General features: G+C 64.5%; 22 protein-coding genes, 4 tRNA genes and 1 pseudogene. 6 read left to right on the top strand and 21 right to left on the bottom strand.

Annotated elements, in window-relative coordinates; all coding sequences use genetic code 11:
• Positions 1-92 precede the first annotated feature (92 nt).
• The 9 genes from rplA to ACSBQT_RS13775 form a co-directional block, all read right to left on the bottom strand.
• A complete protein-coding gene (gene rplA / locus ACSBQT_RS13735; protein ID WP_410710552.1) occupies positions 93-788 on the bottom strand; it encodes a 50S ribosomal protein L1 in 696 nt (231 codons plus the stop codon).
• Between the two features lie 64 nt (positions 789-852).
• Positions 853-1,290 (bottom strand): 50S ribosomal protein L11, encoded by a 438-nt coding sequence (gene rplK / locus ACSBQT_RS13740; RefSeq protein WP_025776636.1) that lies wholly within the window; start codon positions 1,288-1,290, stop codon positions 853-855.
• Positions 1,291-1,715: 425 nt separating this feature from the next.
• Positions 1,716-2,582 (bottom strand): transcription termination/antitermination protein NusG, encoded by an 867-nt coding sequence (gene nusG / locus ACSBQT_RS13745; protein WP_410710553.1) that lies wholly within the window; start codon positions 2,580-2,582, stop codon positions 1,716-1,718.
• Positions 2,583-2,664: 82 nt separating this feature from the next.
• Positions 2,665-2,943 (bottom strand): preprotein translocase subunit SecE, encoded by a 279-nt coding sequence (gene secE / locus ACSBQT_RS13750; protein WP_101547325.1) that lies wholly within the window; start codon positions 2,941-2,943, stop codon positions 2,665-2,667.
• Positions 2,944-3,038: 95 nt separating this feature from the next.
• Positions 3,039-3,111 (bottom strand) — tRNA-Trp (locus ACSBQT_RS13755).
• 122 nt (positions 3,112-3,233) lie between these two features.
• Positions 3,234-4,883, bottom strand: a complete 1,650-nt coding sequence (locus tag ACSBQT_RS13760; protein WP_410710554.1) for a metallophosphoesterase family protein — start codon at positions 4,881-4,883, stop codon at positions 3,234-3,236.
• Positions 4,884-4,893: 10 nt separating this feature from the next.
• A complete protein-coding gene (locus tag ACSBQT_RS13765) occupies positions 4,894-6,003 on the bottom strand; it encodes a UDP-N-acetylmuramate dehydrogenase (protein ID WP_410710555.1) in 1,110 nt (369 codons plus the stop codon).
• Entirely contained in the window at positions 6,000-6,443 is a 444-nt protein-coding gene (locus tag ACSBQT_RS13770; protein WP_410710556.1) for a MaoC/PaaZ C-terminal domain-containing protein, read from the bottom strand. The genes ACSBQT_RS13765 and ACSBQT_RS13770 overlap by 4 nt, the downstream gene beginning before the upstream one ends.
• Complete coding sequence (locus tag ACSBQT_RS13775; protein WP_410710971.1) at positions 6,440-6,889, bottom strand: FAS1-like dehydratase domain-containing protein; 450 nt, start codon at positions 6,887-6,889, stop codon at positions 6,440-6,442. The genes ACSBQT_RS13770 and ACSBQT_RS13775 overlap by 4 nt, the downstream gene beginning before the upstream one ends.
• Positions 6,890-7,073: 184 nt before the next feature.
• Here ACSBQT_RS13775 and ACSBQT_RS13780 point away from each other — a divergent pair, with 184 nt between their 5' ends.
• The 3 genes from ACSBQT_RS13780 to ACSBQT_RS13790 all read left to right on the top strand — a co-directional run bounded on the left by ACSBQT_RS13780 (position 7,074) and on the right by ACSBQT_RS13790 (position 11,110).
• Complete coding sequence (locus ACSBQT_RS13780; RefSeq protein ID WP_435001917.1) at positions 7,074-8,792, top strand: biotin carboxylase; 1,719 nt, start codon at positions 7,074-7,076, stop codon at positions 8,790-8,792.
• 151 nt (positions 8,793-8,943) lie between these two features.
• Positions 8,944-10,200: a serine hydrolase domain-containing protein gene (locus ACSBQT_RS13785; RefSeq protein ID WP_410710558.1), complete on the top strand. Its 1,257-nt coding sequence runs from the start codon at positions 8,944-8,946 to the stop codon at positions 10,198-10,200.
• 313 nt (positions 10,201-10,513) lie between these two features.
• Positions 10,514-11,110, top strand: a complete 597-nt coding sequence (locus tag ACSBQT_RS13790; protein WP_410710559.1) for a hypothetical protein — start codon at positions 10,514-10,516, stop codon at positions 11,108-11,110.
• 24 nt (positions 11,111-11,134) lie between these two features.
• Here ACSBQT_RS13790 and ACSBQT_RS13795 read toward each other — a convergent pair whose 3' ends face one another.
• The 9 genes from ACSBQT_RS13795 to ACSBQT_RS13835 all read right to left on the bottom strand — a co-directional run bounded on the left by ACSBQT_RS13795 (position 11,135) and on the right by ACSBQT_RS13835 (position 17,135).
• The gene (locus ACSBQT_RS13795; RefSeq protein WP_410710560.1) at positions 11,135-11,590 is read right to left on the bottom strand and encodes a hypothetical protein; all 456 of its coding nucleotides are present in this window, start codon (positions 11,588-11,590) and stop codon (positions 11,135-11,137) included.
• Entirely contained in the window at positions 11,578-12,402 is an 825-nt protein-coding gene (gene tatC, locus ACSBQT_RS13800; RefSeq protein ID WP_410710561.1) for a twin-arginine translocase subunit TatC, read from the bottom strand. The genes ACSBQT_RS13795 and tatC overlap by 13 nt, the downstream gene beginning before the upstream one ends.
• Entirely contained in the window at positions 12,399-12,572 is a 174-nt protein-coding gene (locus tag ACSBQT_RS13805) for a Sec-independent protein translocase subunit TatA/TatB (protein WP_410710562.1), read from the bottom strand. Before ACSBQT_RS13805 ends, tatC begins: the two co-directional genes overlap by 4 nt.
• A 24-nt stretch (positions 12,573-12,596) precedes the next feature.
• Positions 12,597-13,544 carry an intradiol ring-cleavage dioxygenase gene (locus ACSBQT_RS13810; protein WP_410710563.1) on the bottom strand — a complete coding sequence of 316 codons (948 nt, stop codon included), beginning with the start codon at positions 13,542-13,544 and terminating at the stop codon, positions 12,597-12,599.
• A gap of 94 nt (positions 13,545-13,638) precedes the next feature.
• A complete protein-coding gene (locus tag ACSBQT_RS13815) occupies positions 13,639-14,598 on the bottom strand; it encodes a squalene cyclase (protein WP_410710564.1) in 960 nt (319 codons plus the stop codon).
• 116 nt (positions 14,599-14,714) lie between these two features.
• The gene (locus ACSBQT_RS13820) at positions 14,715-15,905 is read right to left on the bottom strand and encodes a M20 metallopeptidase family protein (protein WP_410710972.1); all 1,191 of its coding nucleotides are present in this window, start codon (positions 15,903-15,905) and stop codon (positions 14,715-14,717) included.
• 121 nt (positions 15,906-16,026) lie between these two features.
• Positions 16,027-16,100: transfer RNA gene (locus ACSBQT_RS13825), tRNA-Met, on the bottom strand.
• A gap of 27 nt (positions 16,101-16,127) precedes the next feature.
• Positions 16,128-16,200: transfer RNA gene (locus tag ACSBQT_RS13830), tRNA-Thr, on the bottom strand.
• 134 nt (positions 16,201-16,334) lie between these two features.
• Positions 16,335-17,135: a glycerophosphodiester phosphodiesterase gene (locus tag ACSBQT_RS13835; protein WP_435001918.1), complete on the bottom strand. Its 801-nt coding sequence runs from the start codon at positions 17,133-17,135 to the stop codon at positions 16,335-16,337.
• Positions 17,136-17,284: 149 nt separating this feature from the next.
• On the opposite strand from ACSBQT_RS13835, the gene ACSBQT_RS13840 reads away from it, so the two are divergent.
• The gene (locus tag ACSBQT_RS13840) at positions 17,285-18,457 is read left to right on the top strand and encodes a hypothetical protein (protein WP_410710626.1); all 1,173 of its coding nucleotides are present in this window, start codon (positions 17,285-17,287) and stop codon (positions 18,455-18,457) included.
• A 65-nt stretch (positions 18,458-18,522) separates the two neighbouring features.
• Positions 18,523-18,869 (top strand): annotated as a pseudogene (locus ACSBQT_RS13845) (M20/M25/M40 family metallo-hydrolase); the annotation flags it as partial.
• A 7-nt stretch (positions 18,870-18,876) separates the two neighbouring features.
• Here the strand turns inward: ACSBQT_RS13845 and ACSBQT_RS13850 are convergent.
• Both ACSBQT_RS13850 and ACSBQT_RS13855 read right to left on the bottom strand, forming a co-directional pair.
• Positions 18,877-19,407, bottom strand: a complete 531-nt coding sequence (locus ACSBQT_RS13850) for a DUF1992 domain-containing protein (RefSeq protein WP_410710627.1) — start codon at positions 19,405-19,407, stop codon at positions 18,877-18,879.
• A gap of 300 nt (positions 19,408-19,707) precedes the next feature.
• Positions 19,708-19,789: transfer RNA gene (locus ACSBQT_RS13855), tRNA-Tyr, on the bottom strand.
• Positions 19,790-19,949: 160 nt separating this feature from the next.
• Here ACSBQT_RS13855 and ACSBQT_RS13860 point away from each other — a divergent pair.
• Positions 19,950-20,441: a YajQ family cyclic di-GMP-binding protein gene (locus ACSBQT_RS13860; protein WP_167194552.1), complete on the top strand. Its 492-nt coding sequence runs from the start codon at positions 19,950-19,952 to the stop codon at positions 20,439-20,441.
• Between the two features lie 95 nt (positions 20,442-20,536).
• On the opposite strand, the gene ACSBQT_RS13865 is transcribed toward ACSBQT_RS13860, so the two are convergent.
• Positions 20,537-21,463, bottom strand: coding sequence for a GTP pyrophosphokinase (locus ACSBQT_RS13865; RefSeq protein WP_410710628.1), 927 nt, complete (start codon positions 21,461-21,463; stop codon positions 20,537-20,539).
• Positions 21,464-21,512 lie beyond the last annotated feature (49 nt).

Here is a 21,512-nt window from a genome sequence, read left to right on the forward strand (position 1 = left end):
GGTTGCTGAGCCGCCGTCAGGTAGCAATTGGGAAAGCAGAGGGCGGGAAGCGAACGAATCGCTTCCCGCCCTCTGTCAGAGCATCGATGAGATCAGATGCGCAGACCCGAGTGGTCGACCGGAACGGCAGGGCCGTTCGAGGTCGTGATCGTGGCCTTGCTGATGTAGCGGCCCTTCGAGGAGGACGGCTTCAGACGCAGGATCTCTTCGATCGCAGCATCGAAGTTCTCCCGCAGAGCTTCCTCGGAGAAGGAGACCTTTCCGATGATGAAGTGCAGGTTCGAGTGCTTGTCGACGCGGAATTCGATCTTTCCGCCCTTGATGTCGTTGACGGCCTTGGCGACATCCATGGTCACGGTGCCGGTCTTCGGGTTCGGCATCAGGCCGCGGGGACCCAGCACCTTACCGAGACGGCCGACCTTGCCCATCATGTCGGGGGTCGCAACAGCGGCATCGAAGTCGGTGAACCCTCCGGCCACCTTCTCCAGCAGGTCATCGGAGCCGACGTAGTCAGCACCTGCTTCACGGGCAGCTTCTGCACGGTCGCCGGCAGCGAACACCAGGACCCGAGCGGTCTTACCGGTACCATGCGGAAGGTTGACGGTGCCGCGCACCATCTGGTCCGCCTTGCGGGGGTCAACACCCAGGCGGAGAGCGACCTCGACCGTGGCGTCGTACTTCGCCACGTTGGTCTCTTTGGCCAGGGCGATCGCCTGAGCCGGTTCGTAGTTCACATCTGCGGCGATCTTCTCAGCCGCGGCCTGATAGGCCTTCGAACGCTTTGCCATCTGCTTTACTCCTTGCAGTCGTGGTGTGGGCTGCGTGGGCCCTGCCACTGTGTGGGGTGAGGTCTCAGACCTCGATGTCGGTGGTGATGCCCATGGAACGCGCGGTTCCGGCGACGATGCGGTCGGCCTGATCCAGGGTGTTGGCGTTCAGGTCGGGCATCTTCGTGGTGGCGATCTCGCGCACCTGGTCGGCGCTCAGGTGAGCAACCTTGACGGTGTGCGGAGTAGCCGAACCCGACTTCACTCCGGCGGCCTTCTTGATCAGCTCGGCTGCCGGCGGGGTCTTGAGCACGAAGTCGAACGAACGATCTTCGTACACGGTGATCTCGACGGGAACGATGTTTCCGCGCTGGGATTCTGTGGCGGCGTTGTAGGCCTTGCAGAATTCCATGATGTTGACGCCGTGCTGGGCAAGCGCCGGACCGATCGGAGGAGCCGGGTTAGCGGCACCTGCCTGAATCTGGAGCTTGACGAGGCCGGCTACCTTTTTCTTGGGAGGCATGTACGGTCCTTAATCTTGAGGTTTCGATGTGCCAGACATATACAGCACATCGTTCGACAGCGGCCTTCCGATAAGGGCCGCAATCAAACCACACCAGTATTCCATGCGCGCCCGCCCGCGGGCAAATGCTCGTGAGGGGCATCACCCCATCGTCCTCTCGCCGAGGCGGGGCAGCGTCGCCGGCTGATGTGACCACCTCGGCGCGCCCGCCTCGGCGACGTCGTTCAAGCGCGGGCCCGGATATCGCCCCGTAGACGGTTCGACAACTGCGCTCAGCCTTGATCGAGACAATACCTTCCCCAACGACACAATCCCTTCGCCGAGGCGGCCGAGCCGGGGATCGCAGGAACGCCGAAGGGGCCCGGAGAATTCCGGGCCCCTTCGGTCACGATCGCACCCAGGCGATCAGTGGAACGATACGGCTATCAGAGCTTCGAGACCTGGTCGAAGCCGAGCTCGACGGGAACATCGCGTTCGAAGATCGACAGGAGCACGGTGAGCTTCTGCGATTCTGGACGGATCTCCTGGATCGTAGCGGGGTGGCCCTCGAAGGAGCCCTCCTTGACGAGCACGGATTCGCCGACCTCGAACTCCACCTCGGTGATGGGCGCGGACTTCGCAGCGGCCTCGGCGGCGGGGCCTTCGGCAGCGGCGGCTTCGGCCTGGCGCTCTTCGAAGATCGGGGCGAGCATCGAGAAGACCTCGTCGATCGACAGCGGGGTCGGATCGTAGGCGTTGCCCACGAATCCGGTGACCCCCGGAGTGTGGCGGACGGCGCCCCACGACTCGTCGGTCAGTTCCATGCGCACGAGCACGTAGCCGGGGATGCGCACACGACGGACCTGCTTGCGCTGTCCGTTCTTGATCTCGACGACGTCTTCCATCGGCACCTGCGACTCGAAGATGAACTCTTCGAGGTTGAGGCTGACGGTGCGGTTCTCGAGGTTCTGCTTCACACGGTTCTCGTAGCCTGCGTAGGAGTGGATGACGTACCAGTCACCCTCCTGCATGCGCAGTTCGGCCTTGAATTCTTCGGCCGGGTCGACCTCGTCGGCAGCGGCGACGTCTTCGGCGGCATCGTCCTGCTCGCCGTCGGCCGCGTCAGCGGAGCCGGCAACCTCAGCGGAGTCAGCAGCGTCTGCGGAGTCAGCGTCAGCGGATTCGACGGGGGCGGTCGCCTCGGCGCCGTTGGCCGTCTCTTCGGTTTCGGGCACCACAGCGGCACCCGACTCCTCGGGAGTGACGTCCTGGGTCTCAGGGGTCTCCTGCTCAGGTGAGTTGGTTTCCGACACCGATCAATTCCTCGCTTCGCGTTTTGTGATTCCCGGTAGGGAGTGAAGTTTGAGCTTGGGGTGGTTCACGGCTGAGGCCGTATCACCACAGGGGCCACAGCGGAGTTCCGCCGAACACCCAGCCGACGAGCTTGCCGAAGACCAGGTCGAGTCCCGTGACGAGAAGCATCATGAACAGGATGAAGCCCAGCACGACGAGCGTGTAGTTGAGCAGCTGCTTCCGGGTCGGAGTGACGACCTTCTTGAGCTCTGCCACCACTTCGCGGAAGAACTGCAGGATTCGTCCGAAGAATCCGAGCTTCTTTGGACCGGAGGCACTGTTGGGTGCGCTGCCAGTCTGCTTTGCCGGTGTGTCGCTCACACATCCTCACTCGGTCGGTTTCGTTTGGCTTCACAATTGTTCGTGCCGGTCGAGGACGGCGCCTGGCCGATGAGACTTCGGCAGAGTCAACTGCGCAGGGGTGACAGGACTCGAACCTGCAACCTACGGTTTTGGAGACCGTTGCGCTACCAATTGCGCCACACCCCTCTGATCGGACTTGAGCGATCGTGTCGATCCCTGTGGTGTCCGACCACGAGAAACGAGCATACCGTGCTCGACCGTTATTCGTCGAACCGAGTGTCGAAGCAATGTCTCGAACGTGGCGACGCTCACTCACCCACCGGTTCGTCGGCAGGCGGTTGGCCCACGAGGGGCCTGGGTTCGGGGAATCGCACCCACGGGGCGATCTGCACTTTTTTGTCGGGTGTGACGGTGATGATCTGCACGTCGATGGGGCGCTTCGTCTCATTGTCGACGCGGATGATGCTCAGTTCCGCGTTCATCTTCAGCGGTCCCGGCGTCAGTGCATTCGCCAGCGCACCCCCGGTCGTCGAGCTGACGTAGCGGGTTCCCGAACCGAAGTTCTCCGGTCCGACCCGTCGGTGCCAGTGTCCGCTGAGAGCGTAGTCGGCGCAGCCCGAGCGCAGGCTCGGTCCGCCGACGGCGGGATCGTGGATGAGCGTGATGTCGAAATCGGCCCGGCAGGCTTCGTCGCGCAGGCGTTGTGCGTACTGGTCGGCGGTGAGGTCCGTCTCCAGCTGCGGACCGGACCCGAAAACGGTCCGGCGCGGGTCGGCGGCACCGAAGAAGGTCACCCCGGCCATCTCCGCGGTGGAGTCCTCGAGCACGTTCCACCCGCGGGTCCTCGCGTGCCGCGTCGTTTCCATGGAATCGTGGTTGCCTTTGACGATCATGCGCGGCAGCTTCTCCGGCAGTTCGTCATCGACGACGTCGAGGCAGTAGTTCTCGGCCGAGGTGCCCGTCATGGAGATGTCTCCGCCGTCGATATAGGCATCGGCCCGGCTCATCTCCGCCACTGCACCGACGACGCGGGCCATTCCGATATTGCAGTGGATGTCGGAGCCGTATACGAACGTGGACACACCCTTCTGCCCTTCGTCCTCACCGCTGTCGGCTGCGGGTGCACCGACTCCGGCAGGCGGGACGAGTCCCCGATCGGTCCAGTTCCCGGTGATCGGGCGGTCGTTCCATTGCACCCGCAGGGCTTCGAGTACCTCGTCGTAGAAGGCGTCATTGTCGTCGGCGAAGTCCTGCACAGCGCCGAACGCGGTGTCGATGATTCCGCCGAGGCGGCCCGTGACCTGGGATCCGGCCAGTGGCGTGCCCTCGAACGCCGGATCGGCCGCGATCGGCTTCGGGCGGTTGAGAACCACCGCGCCCAGTCCGGTGAGGACGAGGACGAGCACCAGTCCGATGCCGAGGAGTTCCTTGCCGACGAAGGCGCGGATGATGGTGTCCGCCCGGGCGGGCCGGAGGAAGAGGGCCAGGCCGACGAGTCCCCCGGTGATGATGCACACGGCCAGCGCCCATCGGGTGAGGATCTCCTGGCTGAGTCCGTCGATGACCTGGTCGATCTGCGCTTGCGGGGCCGAGAACAGCGAAGCATAGGAGGCGATGTCACCGCCGAGGGCGTCGACGGTTCCCCCGCCGGGGTCTGCCACCTCTGCGGGATCGGCCGCAGGTCGCTCGTCGTCACCGGAATCACCGGACACGGGGATCTCTCCGATGTCGACGTGCAGTCCCAGTCCGAGTGGGATGACATCCTCGGTGGGGACGAGCAGTCTGCCCAGGGGGCCGAAGTCGACGGTGAGCCGGGAGTCCGCGGTGATCCGGTACTGCGCCTCGTGCGGACCGAAGGTGAGATCGGCCCGCGAGGTGAACAGCGCCCAGGGCAGGGTCACAAGCGCAACCGCCGCCAAGGTGATGACGAGTGCGGTGATTCTCCGTCGTGATGACACGGCCACCAGTCTAGGGACGTTTCCCGTCGTCGATGGAGCAGCCGATAAAAGTCGGTTCGGGTTCGAGGGTGATGCCGAAGGCGTCCTCGACGCCGGCGACGACGGTCGCCGCGAGATCGATCACATCGGCTGTGCTCGCGTGTCCCCGGTTCGTCAGCGCCAGGGTGTGCTTGGTCGACAGCGACGCCGGTCCCTCACCGAGGCAGAAGCCCTTGGAGAACCCCGCGTGCTCGATCAGCCAGGCCGCTGAGGTCTTCGTCTTCCCTTCGATCTTCGCTCCGCTGAGCGGATCGGTCACCGGGTAGCGGGGAGCTTCGGCGGGCAGGATCTCGGCGTTCTCGACGATGGGGTTGGTGAAGAAGGATCCCGCCGACCAGGAGTCGTGGTCGGCCGCGTCGAGAACCATGCCCTTCGACCGGCGCAGCGCTATGACGTTCTCGCGCACTCGTGCGGCCGGGACGCGGGTGCCGATCTCGACGTCGAGGGTCGAGGCGAGCTGGGCGTAGCGCACCGGCAGCGACTCGTCGCTGCGCTGGAGGTCGAAGGTCACCGAGAGCACGACGAACTGCGGGGTTCCGGCCGCGATCTGGGCGCGCTTGAGCGCCGAGGTGCGGTAGCCGAATTCGAGTTCGACTGCGGTGAGGTGGCGGATCTGACCGGCTACACGGTCGAAGACCTCGACGGAGGAGATGAGCTCGCCGACCTCCGTGCCGTAGGCACCGACGTTCTGGATCGGGGTCGCACCGACCGATCCGGGGATCCCGGACAGCGCTTCGAGTCCGGACAGCCCCAGGTCGAGGGTGTGGGCGACGAAGTCATCCCAGTCCTCCCCCGCCTCGGCGGTGACCCGGGTGTCGGTCGTCGTGGTCTGGGTCGTCTCCACTCCGGTGGTACGGACCACGCAGACCGCACCGTCGAATCCGGCATCGGCGATGAGCAGGTTCGATCCGCCGCCGATGAACAGGACCTGCGCCGTCTCCTGACCGCTGAGGTCGAGCGGGTGGGCGGCGCAGAAGTCGAGCAGTTCGTCTCGGGTGTTCGCGACCGTGACCTGCGGGGCCGGTCCGCCGAGGCGGAAGGTGGTGAAGCCGGAGAGTTCCTGCGGGTGGGCTTCGGTCACGCCGAGATCCGAACCTGAGTGCGGCTGAGGACATCGGCCTCACCGGACTTCACGGAGATGTCGATGCGGGCCGTGCCGACGGCGGGGTCGACGGCACCGACGGTGGCGGTGAGCTTGAGCGAGGTCGTCGGGGTGGCCGGTGATCCGGTTTCGGCATCCGGGACGACGACGGGGGCGGAGAAGCGGGTCCGGTAGTCGACGATCGCACCCGGGTCGCCGAGCCATTCGGCCACCGGCGCGATGACCGCCGCCATCGAGAGCATGCCGTGGGCGATGACGTCGTCGAGGCCGACTTCGCGGGCGAAGCGTTCGTTCCAGTGGATCGGATTGTGATCGCCCGAGGCTGCGGCATAGTCGACGAGGGAGGCGCGCGACAGCGGGATCTCGGATTCCACGACGGTGTCACCGATGGTCAGTGTGGAGAAGTCGATGGCGCTCATTCTCCGTCTCCTCTCACGACGATGGTCGAGGTCACGGTGACGACGGGCTGCTCCGCGACATCGGTGATCTCGGTGCGGGTGGTGATCATGGCGTTGTTTCCGGCAGCCCGGACTCCGTCGACGTGGGTGAGCGCGGACAGGACGTCGCCGGCGACGATGGGTCGAGTGAACGAGAATTGTTCGGAGCCGTGGACGACCTTCGAGAAGTCGATGCCCGAATCCGGGTCGGAGATATATGCGGCTTCCGATTTCTGCGCGATGATCACGGCGAAGGTGGTCGGGGCGACGACGTCGCGGTAGCCCAGCTCGGCGGCCGCCTCGGCGTCGAAATGGTAATCGGCCTTCGCTCCGGTGGCGAGCGCGAATTCCGCGATCGCCTCCCTGGAGACCTCATAGGGCTGAGGCAGGGAGAACGTGGCCCCCTGCTTCTCCGTATTCACCGGCATATGCGCTCTCTCTTCCACTGGGGTCAGTATCGACACCAGCCTAAAGCACGGCCTCAGGATGAGGCTCACCGGCGAAGAATTGATCGCGCGTTCGTATCCGGTTCACACAATTACTGCACCATCGGGCTCATGGCTTCGAAACTGGTATATGTTGTCCACATCACATTTGGTAAGGAGTAGTGCGATGACGAACGAATCCCCCAGCGCTGACCCGAAGAGCCCCGAGGCACAGACGGCGACCCCCGGCGCACGAGTCAAAGACGCAGTCGCGGTCCCCTCACCGCACACACCTGGCCCCGGCGCCCCCGCTGCACCTGCACCGGCAGCCGGCGGTTCTGATCCGGCACCCGCCGACGTCGACCCGCCGAAGGTCGAAGTGGCAGTGGCCACCGACGCCGCCTACGCCGGCAAAGAAGCCGACAGAGTCCAGCTGCGTCGACCGCTGCGCAATGTCTCCGAGGTCCGGCACTTCTTCCGCACGAATCAGACCCCGATCTTCTTCGTCGGAGCCACGCCGTTCAACCTGCTCGGTCTCGACCGGTGGGTGCGCAACTTCTCGTACATCACCTACTACGACGGCTGGGACGGCGGTCATCCGCGCGTCTTCTCCCCGCGCTACAAGCCCTATGTCGAGTTCGAATCGGGTGAGGCGATCAACAACTGGCTGCTGCTCAACGCCGAGGTGCGTGCCCATATGACGCGCAACGTCCCCCACGGTGAGCGGGTCAAGGTCGCGATGGTCTTCTTCGACGAGGAGACCGAGCGGATCTGCCGAGAGCTCGGCTACGACCTCATTCTGCCGTCGGCAGCCCTGCGCAATCAGCTCGATTCGAAGATCGAGACGACGAAGCTCGGCAATGAGGCCGGTGCGTTCTCCGTCCCGAACGTGCTGACCACTGCCGACACCTACGAAGAGCTCAATGAGCGGGCCGCCGAGGCGGGACTGGGCACGGATCTCGTCGTGCAGACCCCCTACGGCGATTCCGGGAAGACGACGTTCTTCATCTCCGATGCCTCCGGCTGGGAGGCGCACAAGGACGACATCATCGGCGAGCAGCTGAAGGTGATGAAGCGGATCAACAACACTCCGGTCGCCGTCGAGGCGGTCATCACCTCCAGCGGTGTCGTCGTCGGTCCGTATCTGACCGAGCTGGCCGGCTTCGCCGAGCTCACCCCGTACAAGGGCGGCTGGTGCGGCAACGAGATGAAACCCGATGTCCTCAACGCGGAGCAGCGGGCGCAGACCCGTGAGCTCGTGCGCAAGATGGGCGAAGGCCTGCGCAAACGCGGCTATCGCGGGTTCTTCGAAGTCGATGTCCTCGTCGATCTCGACAGCGACGACTGCTACCTCGGTGAGCTCAATCCGCGCATTTCCGGGGCCTCGGCGATCACGAACGTCACAGCCGGCGCCTATGCCGATGTGCCCCTGTTCCTGTTCCACCTGCTCGAATACCTCGACGTCGAATTCGACCTCGATGTCACGGAGATCAATGAGCGGTGGGAGGAGCTCTCCGGCGCCGACGAGTGGAGCCAGATGATCATCAAGGAGACGGCTCCGATCACCGAGTACATCACGCATTCCCCGCTGACCGGCCAGTACTATCTCGACCAGTACGGGACGCTGACGTACAAACGTGCGGCACTCGACTGGCACCCCCTGCAGAACGGCAGCGAGGTGTTCTTCCTGCGTATCTTCGGGGCCGGAGACTACCGGTGGAAGGGTGCGGACCTCGGAGTCCTGGTGACGAAGAATCCGCTGCAGACGAACGTCGGCGGGCCTGATGCGCTGAGCATCCGGGCCAAGCACTTCATCGATTCGATCAGGGCGATGTACGCCGGAGTTCCGGTCGTCGCCGACGATCCGTCTCCGGCCCTCGGCGGACCCGGAGCCAAAGGCGACTGAACCCGGCGCCGCTCCCTTAAACGCGAAGGGCAGATACACGCGAAGCGCGGAGCCGCCTCGGTGATAATCTCAACACGAACCGAGGCGGCCCTCAGCTGCCGTCCGCGGAGCCGTTCCGCGGACAGACCGATGCAAGATTCAGAGGAGAAGAGTGATCGAACCGTCACCGGACCAGACCGCGGCCACTCCCCCGACCGATCAGACCGTGACCCCATCGGCACCCGTGGACCCTGCGGCAGTAATCGACCGGGACAACTGGCAGGATCCCGACAATGTGCGCTGGTCGTTCCAGAACGTCGCACGGGTCCTGCCCACGACGCCGATCTCCCGGGGCACCGGTCCGGTGGCCGAGCTGCCCGCCGATCCGCAGGATCTCGGCGAGGTCGAGGTTCCCGCGACGGAGTACTCGGAGGCCCGCAGCGTCCGCAGCGTCATCGAATCCACCGACACGGATGCCTGGATGCTCATGCACAACGGGACCGTGCTCACCGAGGAGTACTTCGGGGAGATGACCGCGTCGACCGAGCATCTGCTCATGTCGGTGTCCAAATCGCTCGTCGGCACCGTCGCCGGTGTCCTCGCCGGTTCGGGTGACCTCGACCCGAACCGCCTCGTCACCGATTATGTGCCCGAACTCGCCGAGTCCGGCTACGCCGGTGCCACCGTGCGCCATGTCCTCGATATGCGTTCGGGCATCCGCTTCTCCGAGGACTACCTCGACCCGAAATCCGAGGTCCGGCAGATCGAAGAGTCGATCGGCTGGTCCGAGGCGAAGCGGGAGAACCCGGGCATCGGCATGTACGAGTTCCTCACCACCCTGGAGGCGAAGTCCGAGCACGGCGGTGTCTTCGAATACCGGTCATGTGAGACCGATGTGCTCGGATGGGTGTGCGAGAAGATCGCCGGCGAGCGCATGCAGTCGCTCATGTCCCGGGTGCTGTGGTCTCGGATCGGCGCCGAACAGGACGCGATCATCGCCACCGACCAGTACGGGGTCGGGATGTTCGACGGCGGAATCAACACGACTCTGCGCGATCTCGCCCGGTTCGGCTATGTCTACACCAACCGCGGGCAGTCGCTGACCGGACAGCAGGTCGCGCCGACGACGTGGATCGGCGATACGCTGACCACCGCCGAGGATGTGCGTCAGGCGTTCGCCGATGGGCCCGGAGACAATCGGATGCCGGGCGGGGCGTATCACAACCAGTTCTGGTTCCCGTTCCCCGATTCTCATGCGTTCCTGGCCCTCGGCATCCATGGGCAGATGATCTATATGAACCCGGGTGCCAACGTCCTCGGCGTCAAGCTCTCGAGCTGGGGGCTGCCGCAGGAGGCGACGAAGCTGTTCCCGACGATCCGCGCCTTCGAGGCTCTCGCGAAGGCCGTCAACTCCCCCGCCGCGGTGTAGCCGCGAAGCACAGCCGGACCATCTCGCACCGCTGCTTGCACACCCTCGCGGCGGTGGCTTCTCCTACACGTGCGTCGGCACTCGTCACCGTTCCTCGCAGAACGCCCTGTCGCAGAGGGGGGATGTGCGAGGAACGGTGAGGGATGGTCACTTCCCTGCCTGAAACTCAGCTGGCGCTGAGCCCGGATGTGCCCGAATCGCCACAGGTGTCGCCGGATCCGCACACCGAACCGGTCTTCGCGGCAACCGGACGTGGCAGAATCGTGGTGTATCGACAACGCTTGTGATCGCCTGAGCGCGAAGGAGAAACACGATGACCCCGATTCGCCGGTCCACCTGGATGCCCCGCCTGCTGACGGCGGCCGCTGGAACCGCTCTCGCCTTGTCCCTGACGGCTTGCGGAGGCTCCGGAGGGGACAAGCCCGCCGAGAATCAGAAGTCCGAGGCCGCGCAGACCGAAGAAGGCGGATTCGGCGGAGGAGCCGTCGAATCGAAAGAGGCCGACGCCCCCGGATCCGAACCCGCCGAGGCGGAGCCGACAGACACGAAATCCACCGACCCGTACGCTGACGCTGCGAAGACGACGAACTGGGCCAGCGACGACGGGATGAAGATCGACAAGAAGGGCAACGGCATCGTGCCCGCTTCGTCGATCGAGGCCGACCTCGTCGACCTGTTCGAGAACAAACTCGATTTCACAGTCAAGAAGGCCGAGTGCGCAACGGATATGGATCTCACAGAATGGTACGGATTCGAAACGTGCAATGTCACCGTCAAGGACAAAGAAGCCCTCAAAGGTGAGAAGACGTACTACGGAACAGTGAAGATCGTCGACCACAAGGACAAGATGGTCAAGTACGAACTCATGTTCCCCGGCATCGACAAGGAAGACTTCGACTTCAAGGACTGATCACCGAGGCGGCCCCGCCCCTGGTCATCGATCGGTTCCTGAGGTTGCGACTGCACACTCATCGTCGCCCGTACGACCTTCGTCCGTGCGGGCGACGAATCGTCTCCGCGGATGTCCGGATGAACCGGTGACGACAAAGCTGCCGGCCGCCTCGGCGGGTGATCGGCTCTCCCCGTCCACGGCACGATCGGAACGCTCAGCCGAACCCGGGGCCGCGGTCTCCGAGCTCCGGGCGCTGCCCGGCTCATCCAGGGCCTCTCGGATGATCCGGCGCGGATCGTACTGTCGCGGATCAAGCGTTCGCCAGTCCTCGGCGCCCATCGATTCGGCGGCCCGAGTCCGCGCCGTGTCGACCTGGGCACGGAGCAGGCGGGCGAGTTCACCGAGCTTCTGCGCGTAGTGGGGCAGACGCTGCGGGCCGATGACGAGGGCGGCGAAGATGCCGACGATGATCAGTTTCTCGAAACTCAGGCCGAACATGTCCGAGTCCTTTCCGTTGGTGTGATCGGCACTCGACCGCGCCGTTCCTCCTCCACGCGCGGATCACCGGCCATCCGGTCGTACCCTCGGGCCCGGTCGTGGATGCACGCGATGACGAGTGCGGCGAGGAACAGCAGCGCCATCGGGGCCGCGACGAAGAACATGGAGAGCACGTCGGCGGCCGGGGTGACCAGCGCGGCGAAGACCACGATGGCCACGATGGAGACTCGCCAGGCCCTCGCGATCGATCGAGCAGAGAGCAGGCCGATGAAGTTGAGGACGACGAGGAAGACCGGAAGGACGAAAGCGACTCCGGTGGCGATGACGATCTTGAACACGAAGTCGAAATAGTAGGACGCCTGCAGGATGGTGCTGTCCTCACTCGCGGCGAACGAAGTGAGCACTTCGACCATCCGCGGGAAGATAAAGAGGCCGGTGAGACAGCCGGCGACGAAGAGGGGCACCGCGGCGCCGAGGAAGCCGAACGTCACCTTCTTCTCCTTCGCCGTCAGTCCCGGAGTGAGGAATCCGAAGATCTCCCCCAGCCATACCGGGCTGGAGAGGACGATCCCGGAGTACACGGCGATGCGCAGCTGAAGGTCGAAGGCGCCGGTGACGCTGTCGTAATTGAGCGAAGCGCTGCGGGATTCGGCGAGCTCGGTGATCGGGGCCCGGAGGACGTCCATGACGAAATCTGAGGTGAGATAGCCGATGACCGTGCCGATTAGCAGCGCCACCGCCGCGCGCACCGCCCGTGTCCGGGCCTCCCGCAGGTGCGCGGACAGCGGCATCTTCTCCGCGGCGGTGCTCATGAGTGGGGTTCCGACTCATCACCAGACCGCGAATCGGATGATTCGTCCTTGAGGATGCGTACGGACTGCCCGAGGCTCTTGGCGAGCGCAGGCAGCTTGGCTGCGCCGAAGACGAGGATGATGATGGCGAGGATGACGAGGGCGTGCCAGCCCGTGAGGTTGTGCAGCATGATGGTGAGCCTTTCTCCGAGTTGTCAGGGCTTTTCGGGGGCGCCGTCGGGTGGGGCTTGCCCTTCACCGCCGCCTCCCGGGGCTGCGCCGCCGGTCGGTTCGGTGTCGGTGTCGACGGGAACATCGAGCGTGGCGGTGTATCCGGCGTCGGTGTCGCCGCTGATCGTGGCGAGCTGATGCTCTCCTCCGTCGTCACCGAAGACGTTGTCGTCGTCGAGGGAGGTGGCAGAGAGGTTCTTCGCCGATCCGTCGTAGGTCTCGAGGGCGAAGACTGCGTTGCAGGCGTCTTCGGGCAGGGCCATCTGCGAGGTGGCGATGGCGTTCTCGGCATCGGTGATCGAATCGACGTCGGGGTAGACCTCGAAGTGGATGTGCGTCCACCTGCCTGAGTAGCAGCCGGGGAAGACCGATTTGAACGTGACTTCACCGTTGGCGTCGACGACCTGGACGCCACGCAGCCACGTCGCGTCTTCGACGCCGTCGGAGTACATCGAGTAGCGGCCCTGAGCGTCGCAGTGCCAGGCGTAGACGGCAGCACCCTCGAACGGGGCGTTGTCGTTGGCCATATCGGTGACCTTGAGGGTGAAAGTCAGCGGCACACCGTCGACGGTGTCGGTCCCGTCGATGTTCGAGCGGATGTCGGAGCGCACGATTCCCGATTCCTCGAGGATATCGGGGCCGTTGGAGCCGTCGGCCGGATAGGGTCCTGCGGTTTCGTCCGGGATCTCCGTGAAGGATCCGCTGCTGCTCGAGCTCGAGCTCGTCGAGCCTGAGTCTTCGGAACTGCAGGCGGCGAGGACCATGGTGCCGACGCCGGCTCCGACGAGCCCGAGAACTCCTCGCCGGCTGAAGAGGGTGCGGATGTCGAAGGAGGCGCCCTGGTCGACGACCTCCTCGTCGGGACGGTCGAGGAGCCTGCCTTCATAGGCGGGTCCATTGGGGGTCTGGTCCGGTTCGGGTACGCGAGCCATGAGCTGTCCTTCCTTCGATGATGTGTGATGACACCATCGTGGTGACCGGCTCTGGCGTGGGACTGTGGCGTTTCTGGGCCGCGGCTGTGGATGCTCAGTCGGTTTGTGTTCCGTCCCACCAGTCGAGGACTCGCTGGGCTTGCAGGGTCACCCATTTCGAGGGTTCGCCGACCGGAGCGTCGACGTGGAACCAGACCTCGCCGTCGAGGCGATGGTCCTGAGTCCAGGTGCCGTCGTCGGAGCGTCTGGCTCGGATCATCCCGACCGCTTCTTCCATCCGCGGGTCCGGGCCGGTTCCGTCCGCGCTCGTCGCTTCGCGGAAGTAGTCGAGTGCGGGCAGGATTCCGTAGAACCAGCGGCGGGGGTGGAAGAGAGCGAGGGCACGACCGTCGAAAGGTTCACCGGTGCTGCGCGTGCGGAACAGGTCCCGCGACAGCAGGTACTCCTCTCCCCTGGTTCGGGCCTGCTGCACACGTGCGGCGTCGCCCGCAGCCAGCTGATAGTCGAGCAGCGCGACGAGGGCGTTGAGGGTGGAGTGGAACGACGAGACCATCGAACCTTCGACCCATTCGCAGTTCCATCCGCCGTCGGGCTGCTGGTGGCTCAGGAACCAGTCGACGATGCCGTCGACATCGGCACCGAGCCACAGGCCGTTCGACAGCGTCCAGGAATTGATGCAGACATCGACTTCCCCGCCCCAGTACGGCAGATTCTCGTATTCCCAGCGTGCGGATTCGAGTTTCTCTGCCGTTCCCTCCAACGCCGAGGCGGTCAGTCCCCACTCGCGCAGGTCCTTCAGAGCCCACGTCGTCGCCGTCCACGGCTGTGATCCGTCGTCATCGAATGCGAAGTCGGAGGGGAAGAAGGCCCCGCCTGCCCATTGTCCGTCCGGGTCTTGCTGGGCCAGCAGCTCTGCGCCGAAGCCTTCGTGTTCCACGCGTGCGCGGGTCTCCTGCCAGGTCGTCTCCTCTGCTCCGAGCAGGTCGCGTTCGACCTGCCAGCGCAGGGCCGGGTCCGAGTCGAGGAGCCAGTCGGACAGTTCTGTGCTGATCATCGTTGATCTCCCACTTCGGTCGAACAGTCACTTCGAGAGTAGGCGCCGAATCGCGCGAAGACCATACCCCTGTCCGTCGAAGTGGGATTCACCAGTTGTCGTCGGCCTTGCGGTGCTCATCCGCGCAGTGACCGCTCCCAGGCCAGGGTTGCAAGCGCCGCAGCCTGGTCGGGCAGGTGCGCATCGTCGAACTGAACTTCCGGCGAGTGATTCGTCGCCGCCGAGGCCGGATCGATGCCTTCGGGCGTCACGAAGAAGAACATGAAAGCACCGGGCACCTGCTCGAGCACGAAGGAGAAGTCCTCGGAACCCATGAGCGGGTCCGGCACCTGCACTGCCCGCTCGGCCCCGAAACGATCGGCCAGAACTCTCAGGGCGAAGTCGGCTTCGCCGCAGTCGTTGACCGTGACGGGATACTGCTCGGTCCACACCACCTCGGCCGTGCATCCGTGTGCGGCCGCAATCGACTCCGCCAACTGTGTGGCGCGCTCGGGGAACCTACGCGTCGACTCGTGGGAGAGCGTGCGCACAGAGGCTCCGAGCTTCGCCGAGGCGGGGATGACATTGACGGCCTCCCCCGCTTCCAACTGCGTCACCTGGGCGACGATGGGGTCGAAGACGCTGAATGATCCGGTGACCATCGATTGCAGCGCCTGTCCGAGTTCGAGAATCGGACGCACCGGGTCGACCGCATCTTCCGGTCGCGAGCTGTGACCTCCGCTGCCGTGCATCGTCACGTGCAGAGTATTCGCCCCGGCCATGATCGTGCCCGGTCTGGTGACGAAGGTTCCCGGCACCCCCGGTGCCACATGGATCGCGTAAGCCGCATCGGGCTTCTTGCCGATGGTGTCGAACATTCCTTCTTCGAGCATGATCTTCGCACCGCCCATCCCCTCCTCGCCGGGCTGGAACATGAAGGCCACCGTGCCCTTCAGCTCGGACTGATGAGCGGACAGCAGCTTCGCGGCTCCGACGAGTCCGGAAACGTGGAGATCATGCCCGCAGGCATGCATGGTCCCATTCGTCGACGCGAAGTCGAGTCCGGTCGCCTCGTCGACGGGCAGAGCGTCCATGTCCCCGCGCAGGAGCACCGTCGGGCCGGGGTGCGCTCCGCGCAGGACGGCGATGATCGAGCTGAGCTCCTGACCGAGCGTGATCTCAAGCGGCAGACCTTCCAGGGCGTCGAGGATCCGACGTTGGGTCTTCGGCAGATCGAGTCCTATTTCGGGGTCCCGGTGCAGGTCGCGGCGCAGTTCGCGCAGATCATCGGCAAGTGCGTGGGCTTCACTGGTGAAATCGAGAGTCATTGTGTGCTTCACTCGGCAAGACTTGCACGGCCGGAATGAGTCGCGCAATACCGTCTCGAGAAGTTCGCGAAAACAGAAACTCCCCCATCGGATTCGTCATCCTGATGAGGGAGTTGATCGGTAGCGGGAGGGGGACTCGATCCCCCGACCTCACGATTATGAGTCGTGCGCTCTAACCAGCTGAGCTACCCCGCCCCAGCGCCGCATTCGAGGCGGCACGAGAGCCCCGAAAGGGAATCGAACCCTTGACCTTCTCCTTACCATGGAGATGCTCTGCCGACTGAGCTATCGGGGCAACAGGTAAGAATCTACACGGGTTCGCGCTGCCAGGGCAAATCAGGGCGAAGTGACGTCACTCACACGCGCTCGGTGCCGTCTTGGTGCATTCCGCAGACGGCGCAGAGTCACCCTCACCGCCGGAGGAGACCCCTACTGCACCGGGTCGAAGCGCCCCGCCAGGAAGCCCTGCAGACGACCGGGATGATTGGTGATGATCCCGTCGACCTCGGCGGTGAGGAGTTCCCGCCACTCGTTCATCTCGTCAGCAGTCCAGACGAAGACGCCGAGGTCGTTGTCCATGATCTCGGTGACCACCGATCTGCGCATCGTGAAACCCTTGTACGAAGGATTGATCGCCACCGCTCCGAGTTCGCGAGCGATCTCAATGTCCTCGGGCTCGGGAACCATGCGCAGCAGGAAGCGAGCCGCCATCGGCAGCATATCCCGACAGGTCTCAAGCGTTTCGATGTTGAACGATTGGACGATCATGCGGTCGGCGATGCCGGTCTCAACGACGAGTTCGGCGATCCGCGCCACCGCACCGGAGGACCACTCCCCCTTGAGCTCGAGCAGGAGTTCGCCGCCTCGGTGCTGGATGTCGCGCATCACGGCGGCCAAGGTGGGGATCCGCACTCCGTGGAATCCGGGGCCCATCCATGATCCCGCATCGACGAACGACAGCTCCTCGGCGGTCAGGCCGGCCACGGGGCCCTTGCGGTTGGTGGTCCGGTCCAGATCCGCATCGTGCAGGATCACAGGAACCCCGTCGGCGCTCGTCGAGGTATCGACCTCGATAAAGTCGACGCCGAGGGCTCGCGCGGCATCGACCGCGGCCAAACTGTTCTCGGGCACGACCGCCGAATACCCTCGATGCGCGACCACCAGCGGCCGGCGCCCCGCGCCGGGACGTTCAACGATGCCTCGTTCGTGGAGGAACTGCAGAAAACTCATGCCTTCAGCCTATGCCCTGCCCTCGATGACCGCCGCCCCGCTGCAACGGTCAAGTCCCGGCTATCAGGAAATCTCGCCGAAATATTCGAGCGCGGCCCGCGACGTAGTATCTTGTGAGCTGGTTCTTTCAATGACTGTAAGGATCGTCCATGGAACCTATCTTCGCTGCCGCAATCGTCCTCGCCTTCATCGCTCTCGGCGAGCTGGTCTCGATCTGGTCGAAAGCGCGGATCCCCAGTCTGCTGGTCGCAATGCTCGGCATCTTCGTCTTCGCCAAGATCGGCATCGTTCCGGAGTCGATCATCGACGATTCGATGCTCGTGCAGATCTACACGATTCTCGTCGCTCCGCTGCTGTTCCATATGGGCACGCTCATCCCGCTGCGGGTGATGGCCAAGCAGTGGCGTTCGGTGATCATCGCCGTCTCGGGCATGCTCGTCGCCGTCCTCCTCATCCTCGCAGTCGTCGCCCCGATCTTCGGCTTCGAGACCTTCGTCGCCGGTTCCGGACCGCTGGCCGGCGGCATCGTCGCCACCAGCCTGACGACCGAGGGGCTCACGGCTCAGGGGGCCGCCTCGGCGATCATCGTCCTCCCCGCGCTCGTGCTCATGCTCCAATCCCTGCCGTCGATGCCGCTGACGAACTTCCTGCTCCGCCGCTATGCGACGAAGCTGCGCGACAGCGGCGAACTCCACGAGCTCGCCGCCGCCCATCACGAAGAGGAAGAGGAGGCCGCGCAGAAGAAGAAGCTCGTGACCCTGCCGTCCTTCCTCGTCGACAATCAGCTGTTCATGCTCTTCCTCATCCTCGTCGGCGGATCGATCGCAACGCTGCTGGCCGTGCCCACGCACATCCCGTCCTCGATCCTCGCCCTCCTGCTCGGCATCGCCGCGGCCGCGATCGGTCTCTCACCGGACAAAGCCATGGAGCGGTCGAACTCCTTCGGTGTCGCCATGGCTGGCGTCATCGCGATCGTCATGGCCCCGCTGGTCTCCGCGTCCGTGCAGGACGTCATCAACGCGTTCCTGCCGACGATCACCATCCTCGTCGTCGGCGGTGCCGGCATCGTCATCGGCGGCTTCGTCGCTACGAAGCTGCTGCGCTGGAAGGCCCCGCTGGGCATGTCGGTGGCGCTGACAGCGATGTACGGCTTCCCGGCCGACTATCTGCTCACCAATGAGGTCGCCCGGTCCATCGCCCGCGACGACGATGAGAAGGAAGCGCTGCTCAATGTCATGCTTCCGCCCATGCTCGTCGGAGGCTTCACCTCGGTGTCGGCCGGCTCCGTCGTCATCGCCAGCGTGCTCGTCAGCCTGCTCTGACCACTCTGCCGACTGCCAGGGGGCCCTCGCCCCGACGACGCTGACTCCCCACCGGAAAGGCCACCATGCACGATCTGCTCGCCGATGGCCGGGCTCTGCTCCCGGCGCTGCAGGAGCTGCGACGTTCCCAGTGGTCGGTCTCGATCTGCCCCGCACGCAGGCGGCGGTCCTCGATGCCCTGTCCGGGCTCGATCTCGAGGTGACCACAGGTGTGGGCACCACCTCGGTGGTGGCCGTGCTGCGCGGATCGCACCCGAACAAGCCGGCCGCCGCTCCGGCGGTGCTGCTGCGCCGAGATATGGACGCTCTCCCGGTGACCGAGTAGACGGATGAGCCGTTCGCCTCGACGAACGGACATATGCACGCCTGCGGACACGACCTGCATACGACTGGTGTGGCTGCCGATGCCCGACCCCGCATCAGCGACGGAAACGATTCCACCATCGCCGAGGTGAACCCACCGACTCCGGACCGGCGGGCTGACCCCCCGGTTCCGCCTCGGTGACGGAGTCGTTCTTCTTCACATCCCGACGTCGCCGCCATGCGGCGATCTCGTTTTCCACGTTGCGGGGCGGAGTGAACACGGGCGGACCCTCGCGCAGATCCATCACGGCCTCCCGCACCCGGGCGTTGAAACCGGCGAGGTAGTCGCGGACGTCAGATTCTTCGGTGAAGGCGTCGACGGTGTCCTCGAGGACGGCGTTCTCCTTGCGCAGCTGGAAGGCGGCCGGAGCGACACCGTTGATGCCCTCGGAATCCATCTTCTGCTTGATCCACCAGTCGGGATCGGATGAGCCGTGCAGACCGGTCAGCGGTTTGCCGAGGCCCGGCAGATCGTCGAAGTCCCCGCGCTTGATGGCTCGGTCGAGAGCGGATTCGACGACAGCGTTTCGGTCCTCGAGTGAATTCAGACGCCGAGGCGACTGCGCGTCGTCCGTGTCATCGCTCATCGGTTCGCTCCTCCCGCAGTCTTGCCCAAAGCCCGGCGTTTCGGCCCAACGCTGCGGTCTCGTGTCCTCACACGGTAGGCGCACCGGCATGCGGTCCGCAAGGACTTCGACGCAATCGCCCACGGCCCAGATTCAGGTCAGCATCGGATACTTTTCGGCGCCGGAAATGTCCGATGCTGACCTATGTTTCTGCTCAAGAGTCCGAATGCGACCTATTCTTCTGACGCACTTGGTGCAGGGAAACTGAAAGCGGCCCCGCGTCCTGTGTTTCCACAAGTCGCGGGACCGCTTCCTTCTGCGTGGCAGATATAGGATTCGAACCTATGAAGGCAATGCCGGCTGATTTACAGTCAGCTCCCTTTGGCCGCTCGGGCAATCTGCCGCAGGTGGCGCTCGATGAGCACCTGAAAAGAATACAAGGCTCGGACCCGAATCACCAACTCGGTAGACGCAGATCACAGTTCGGAGCCTCGACTAGACTCGGGGGCAACAGCCACGCCCGTTTCCAAAGGGCATCAACGATCGCAGACAAAGGAGCATTCATGGCCAGCGAATCCTCATTCGACATCGTCAGTAAGGTCGACCGGCAGGAAGCCGACAACGCACTCAACCAGGCCGCGAAGGAGATCAATTCCCGCTATGACTTCCGCGGCACCGATGCGTCGATCGCCTGGAGCGGCGAAGCCGTGCAGCTGAAAGCCAACAGCGAGGACCGGGTCAAGGCCATTCTCGACGTCTTCCAGTCGAAGCTGGTCAAGCGCGGAATCTCGCTGAAGTCCCTCGAGGACGGCGAACCGTACCCCTCCGGCAAGGAGTACCGCATCGATGCATCCCTCAAAGAGGGCATCGACAAGGACAATGCGAAGAAGATCTCGAAGATCATCCGCGACGAGGGCCCCAAGGGCGTCAAAGCCCAGATCCAGGGCGACGAATTGCGCGTGAGCTCGAAGAAGCGTGATGACCTGCAGGAAGTCATCGCCCTGCTCAAGGGACAGGACCTCGACGTCGACCTGCAGTTCACGAACTACCGCTGATCACCATCGCCCCATGCCGGCCCGGTCCGCACTGCTGAGTGCGGACCGGGCCGGTGTCGTATTCGCCCGTAACGCTGTGACCCGAAAGAGGCCGGTCAGTGCTCGGGGAGTTCGAGCGGAATGTAGTACAGACCCTTCGAGTCCTCTTCGACGCTGACCCGGAGGCGATCGTCGAGGTGGATGAAATCATTGACCTTGATGGTGCCCTTCTGGCCGCTGAGTCGGCGGATGGCGAAGGCGGGGATGAGGCCCTGGCGTCCCGAGCCGTCGACGGCGAGCGCGTACTTCGGGCCGGTCGCACGGACCCGGACGTCGATGCCCGTGTCCTGTTCCCGCAGTTCGTCGAGTTCGACGACCGGTTCCGGGTTCGTCAGCGCGGTGAGCTCGACGGCCAGAGTATCGGCCATGTCATCGACGGTCGCGAGCATGTTCGCCATGGCACGGGCGAATTCGCCGTGCAGCTTGCTCGGCTTCATCGCCGCGCCGGGTTTGTACATGTCCTCATGGGTCAGCTCGCTCCAGGCGTCCTGGAGCCGGGTCTTGACCTGGATCTCGGCGAATACCGGCGGCCCCTGGTCGGAAGGGATGCGCAGGATGACGTGGCAGGCACGGTACCCGCTGGCCTTCGGCGGATCCGTGTAGTCTTTCCACTCGATGAGTTCGAAGGCGCCCAGCTGCTCGGGATCGCGCAGCGCGGCGAACATCATCGACTGATCGCGCGGTGATTTGCACAGCACCTTGACGCCGACGATGTCGCGGATCTGGTCTTCGACATCCTCGGCGGAGGTGATCGTCAGATCCGGGTCGTCGTCGGTCTTCTCCGTCAGCTTCGCCAGGGTCCGTGCCGCGTCCTTGATCCGATGACCGTCGACGTCGAGGCGGGAGATGTCCTTGTCCTTGAGCAGGCCCTTCTGCTGTTCGGTCAGCCAGTGTTTGATCCGCACCGCCGCCGTCTGCCAGGCGTTGAGCCGTTCGACATAGGCACGTTCGACGATCGTCTTGAGCTGAGATTCGTTTCTCACGCGGTCTCCCCTGCCGGCCGTCAGTGCAATGGTTCACGCTCGCTGGTGC

It is taken from the genome of Brevibacterium sp. H602 (assembly GCF_051172395.1).
In the GTDB taxonomy this organism is placed as follows: domain Bacteria; phylum Actinomycetota; class Actinomycetes; order Actinomycetales; family Brevibacteriaceae; genus Brevibacterium.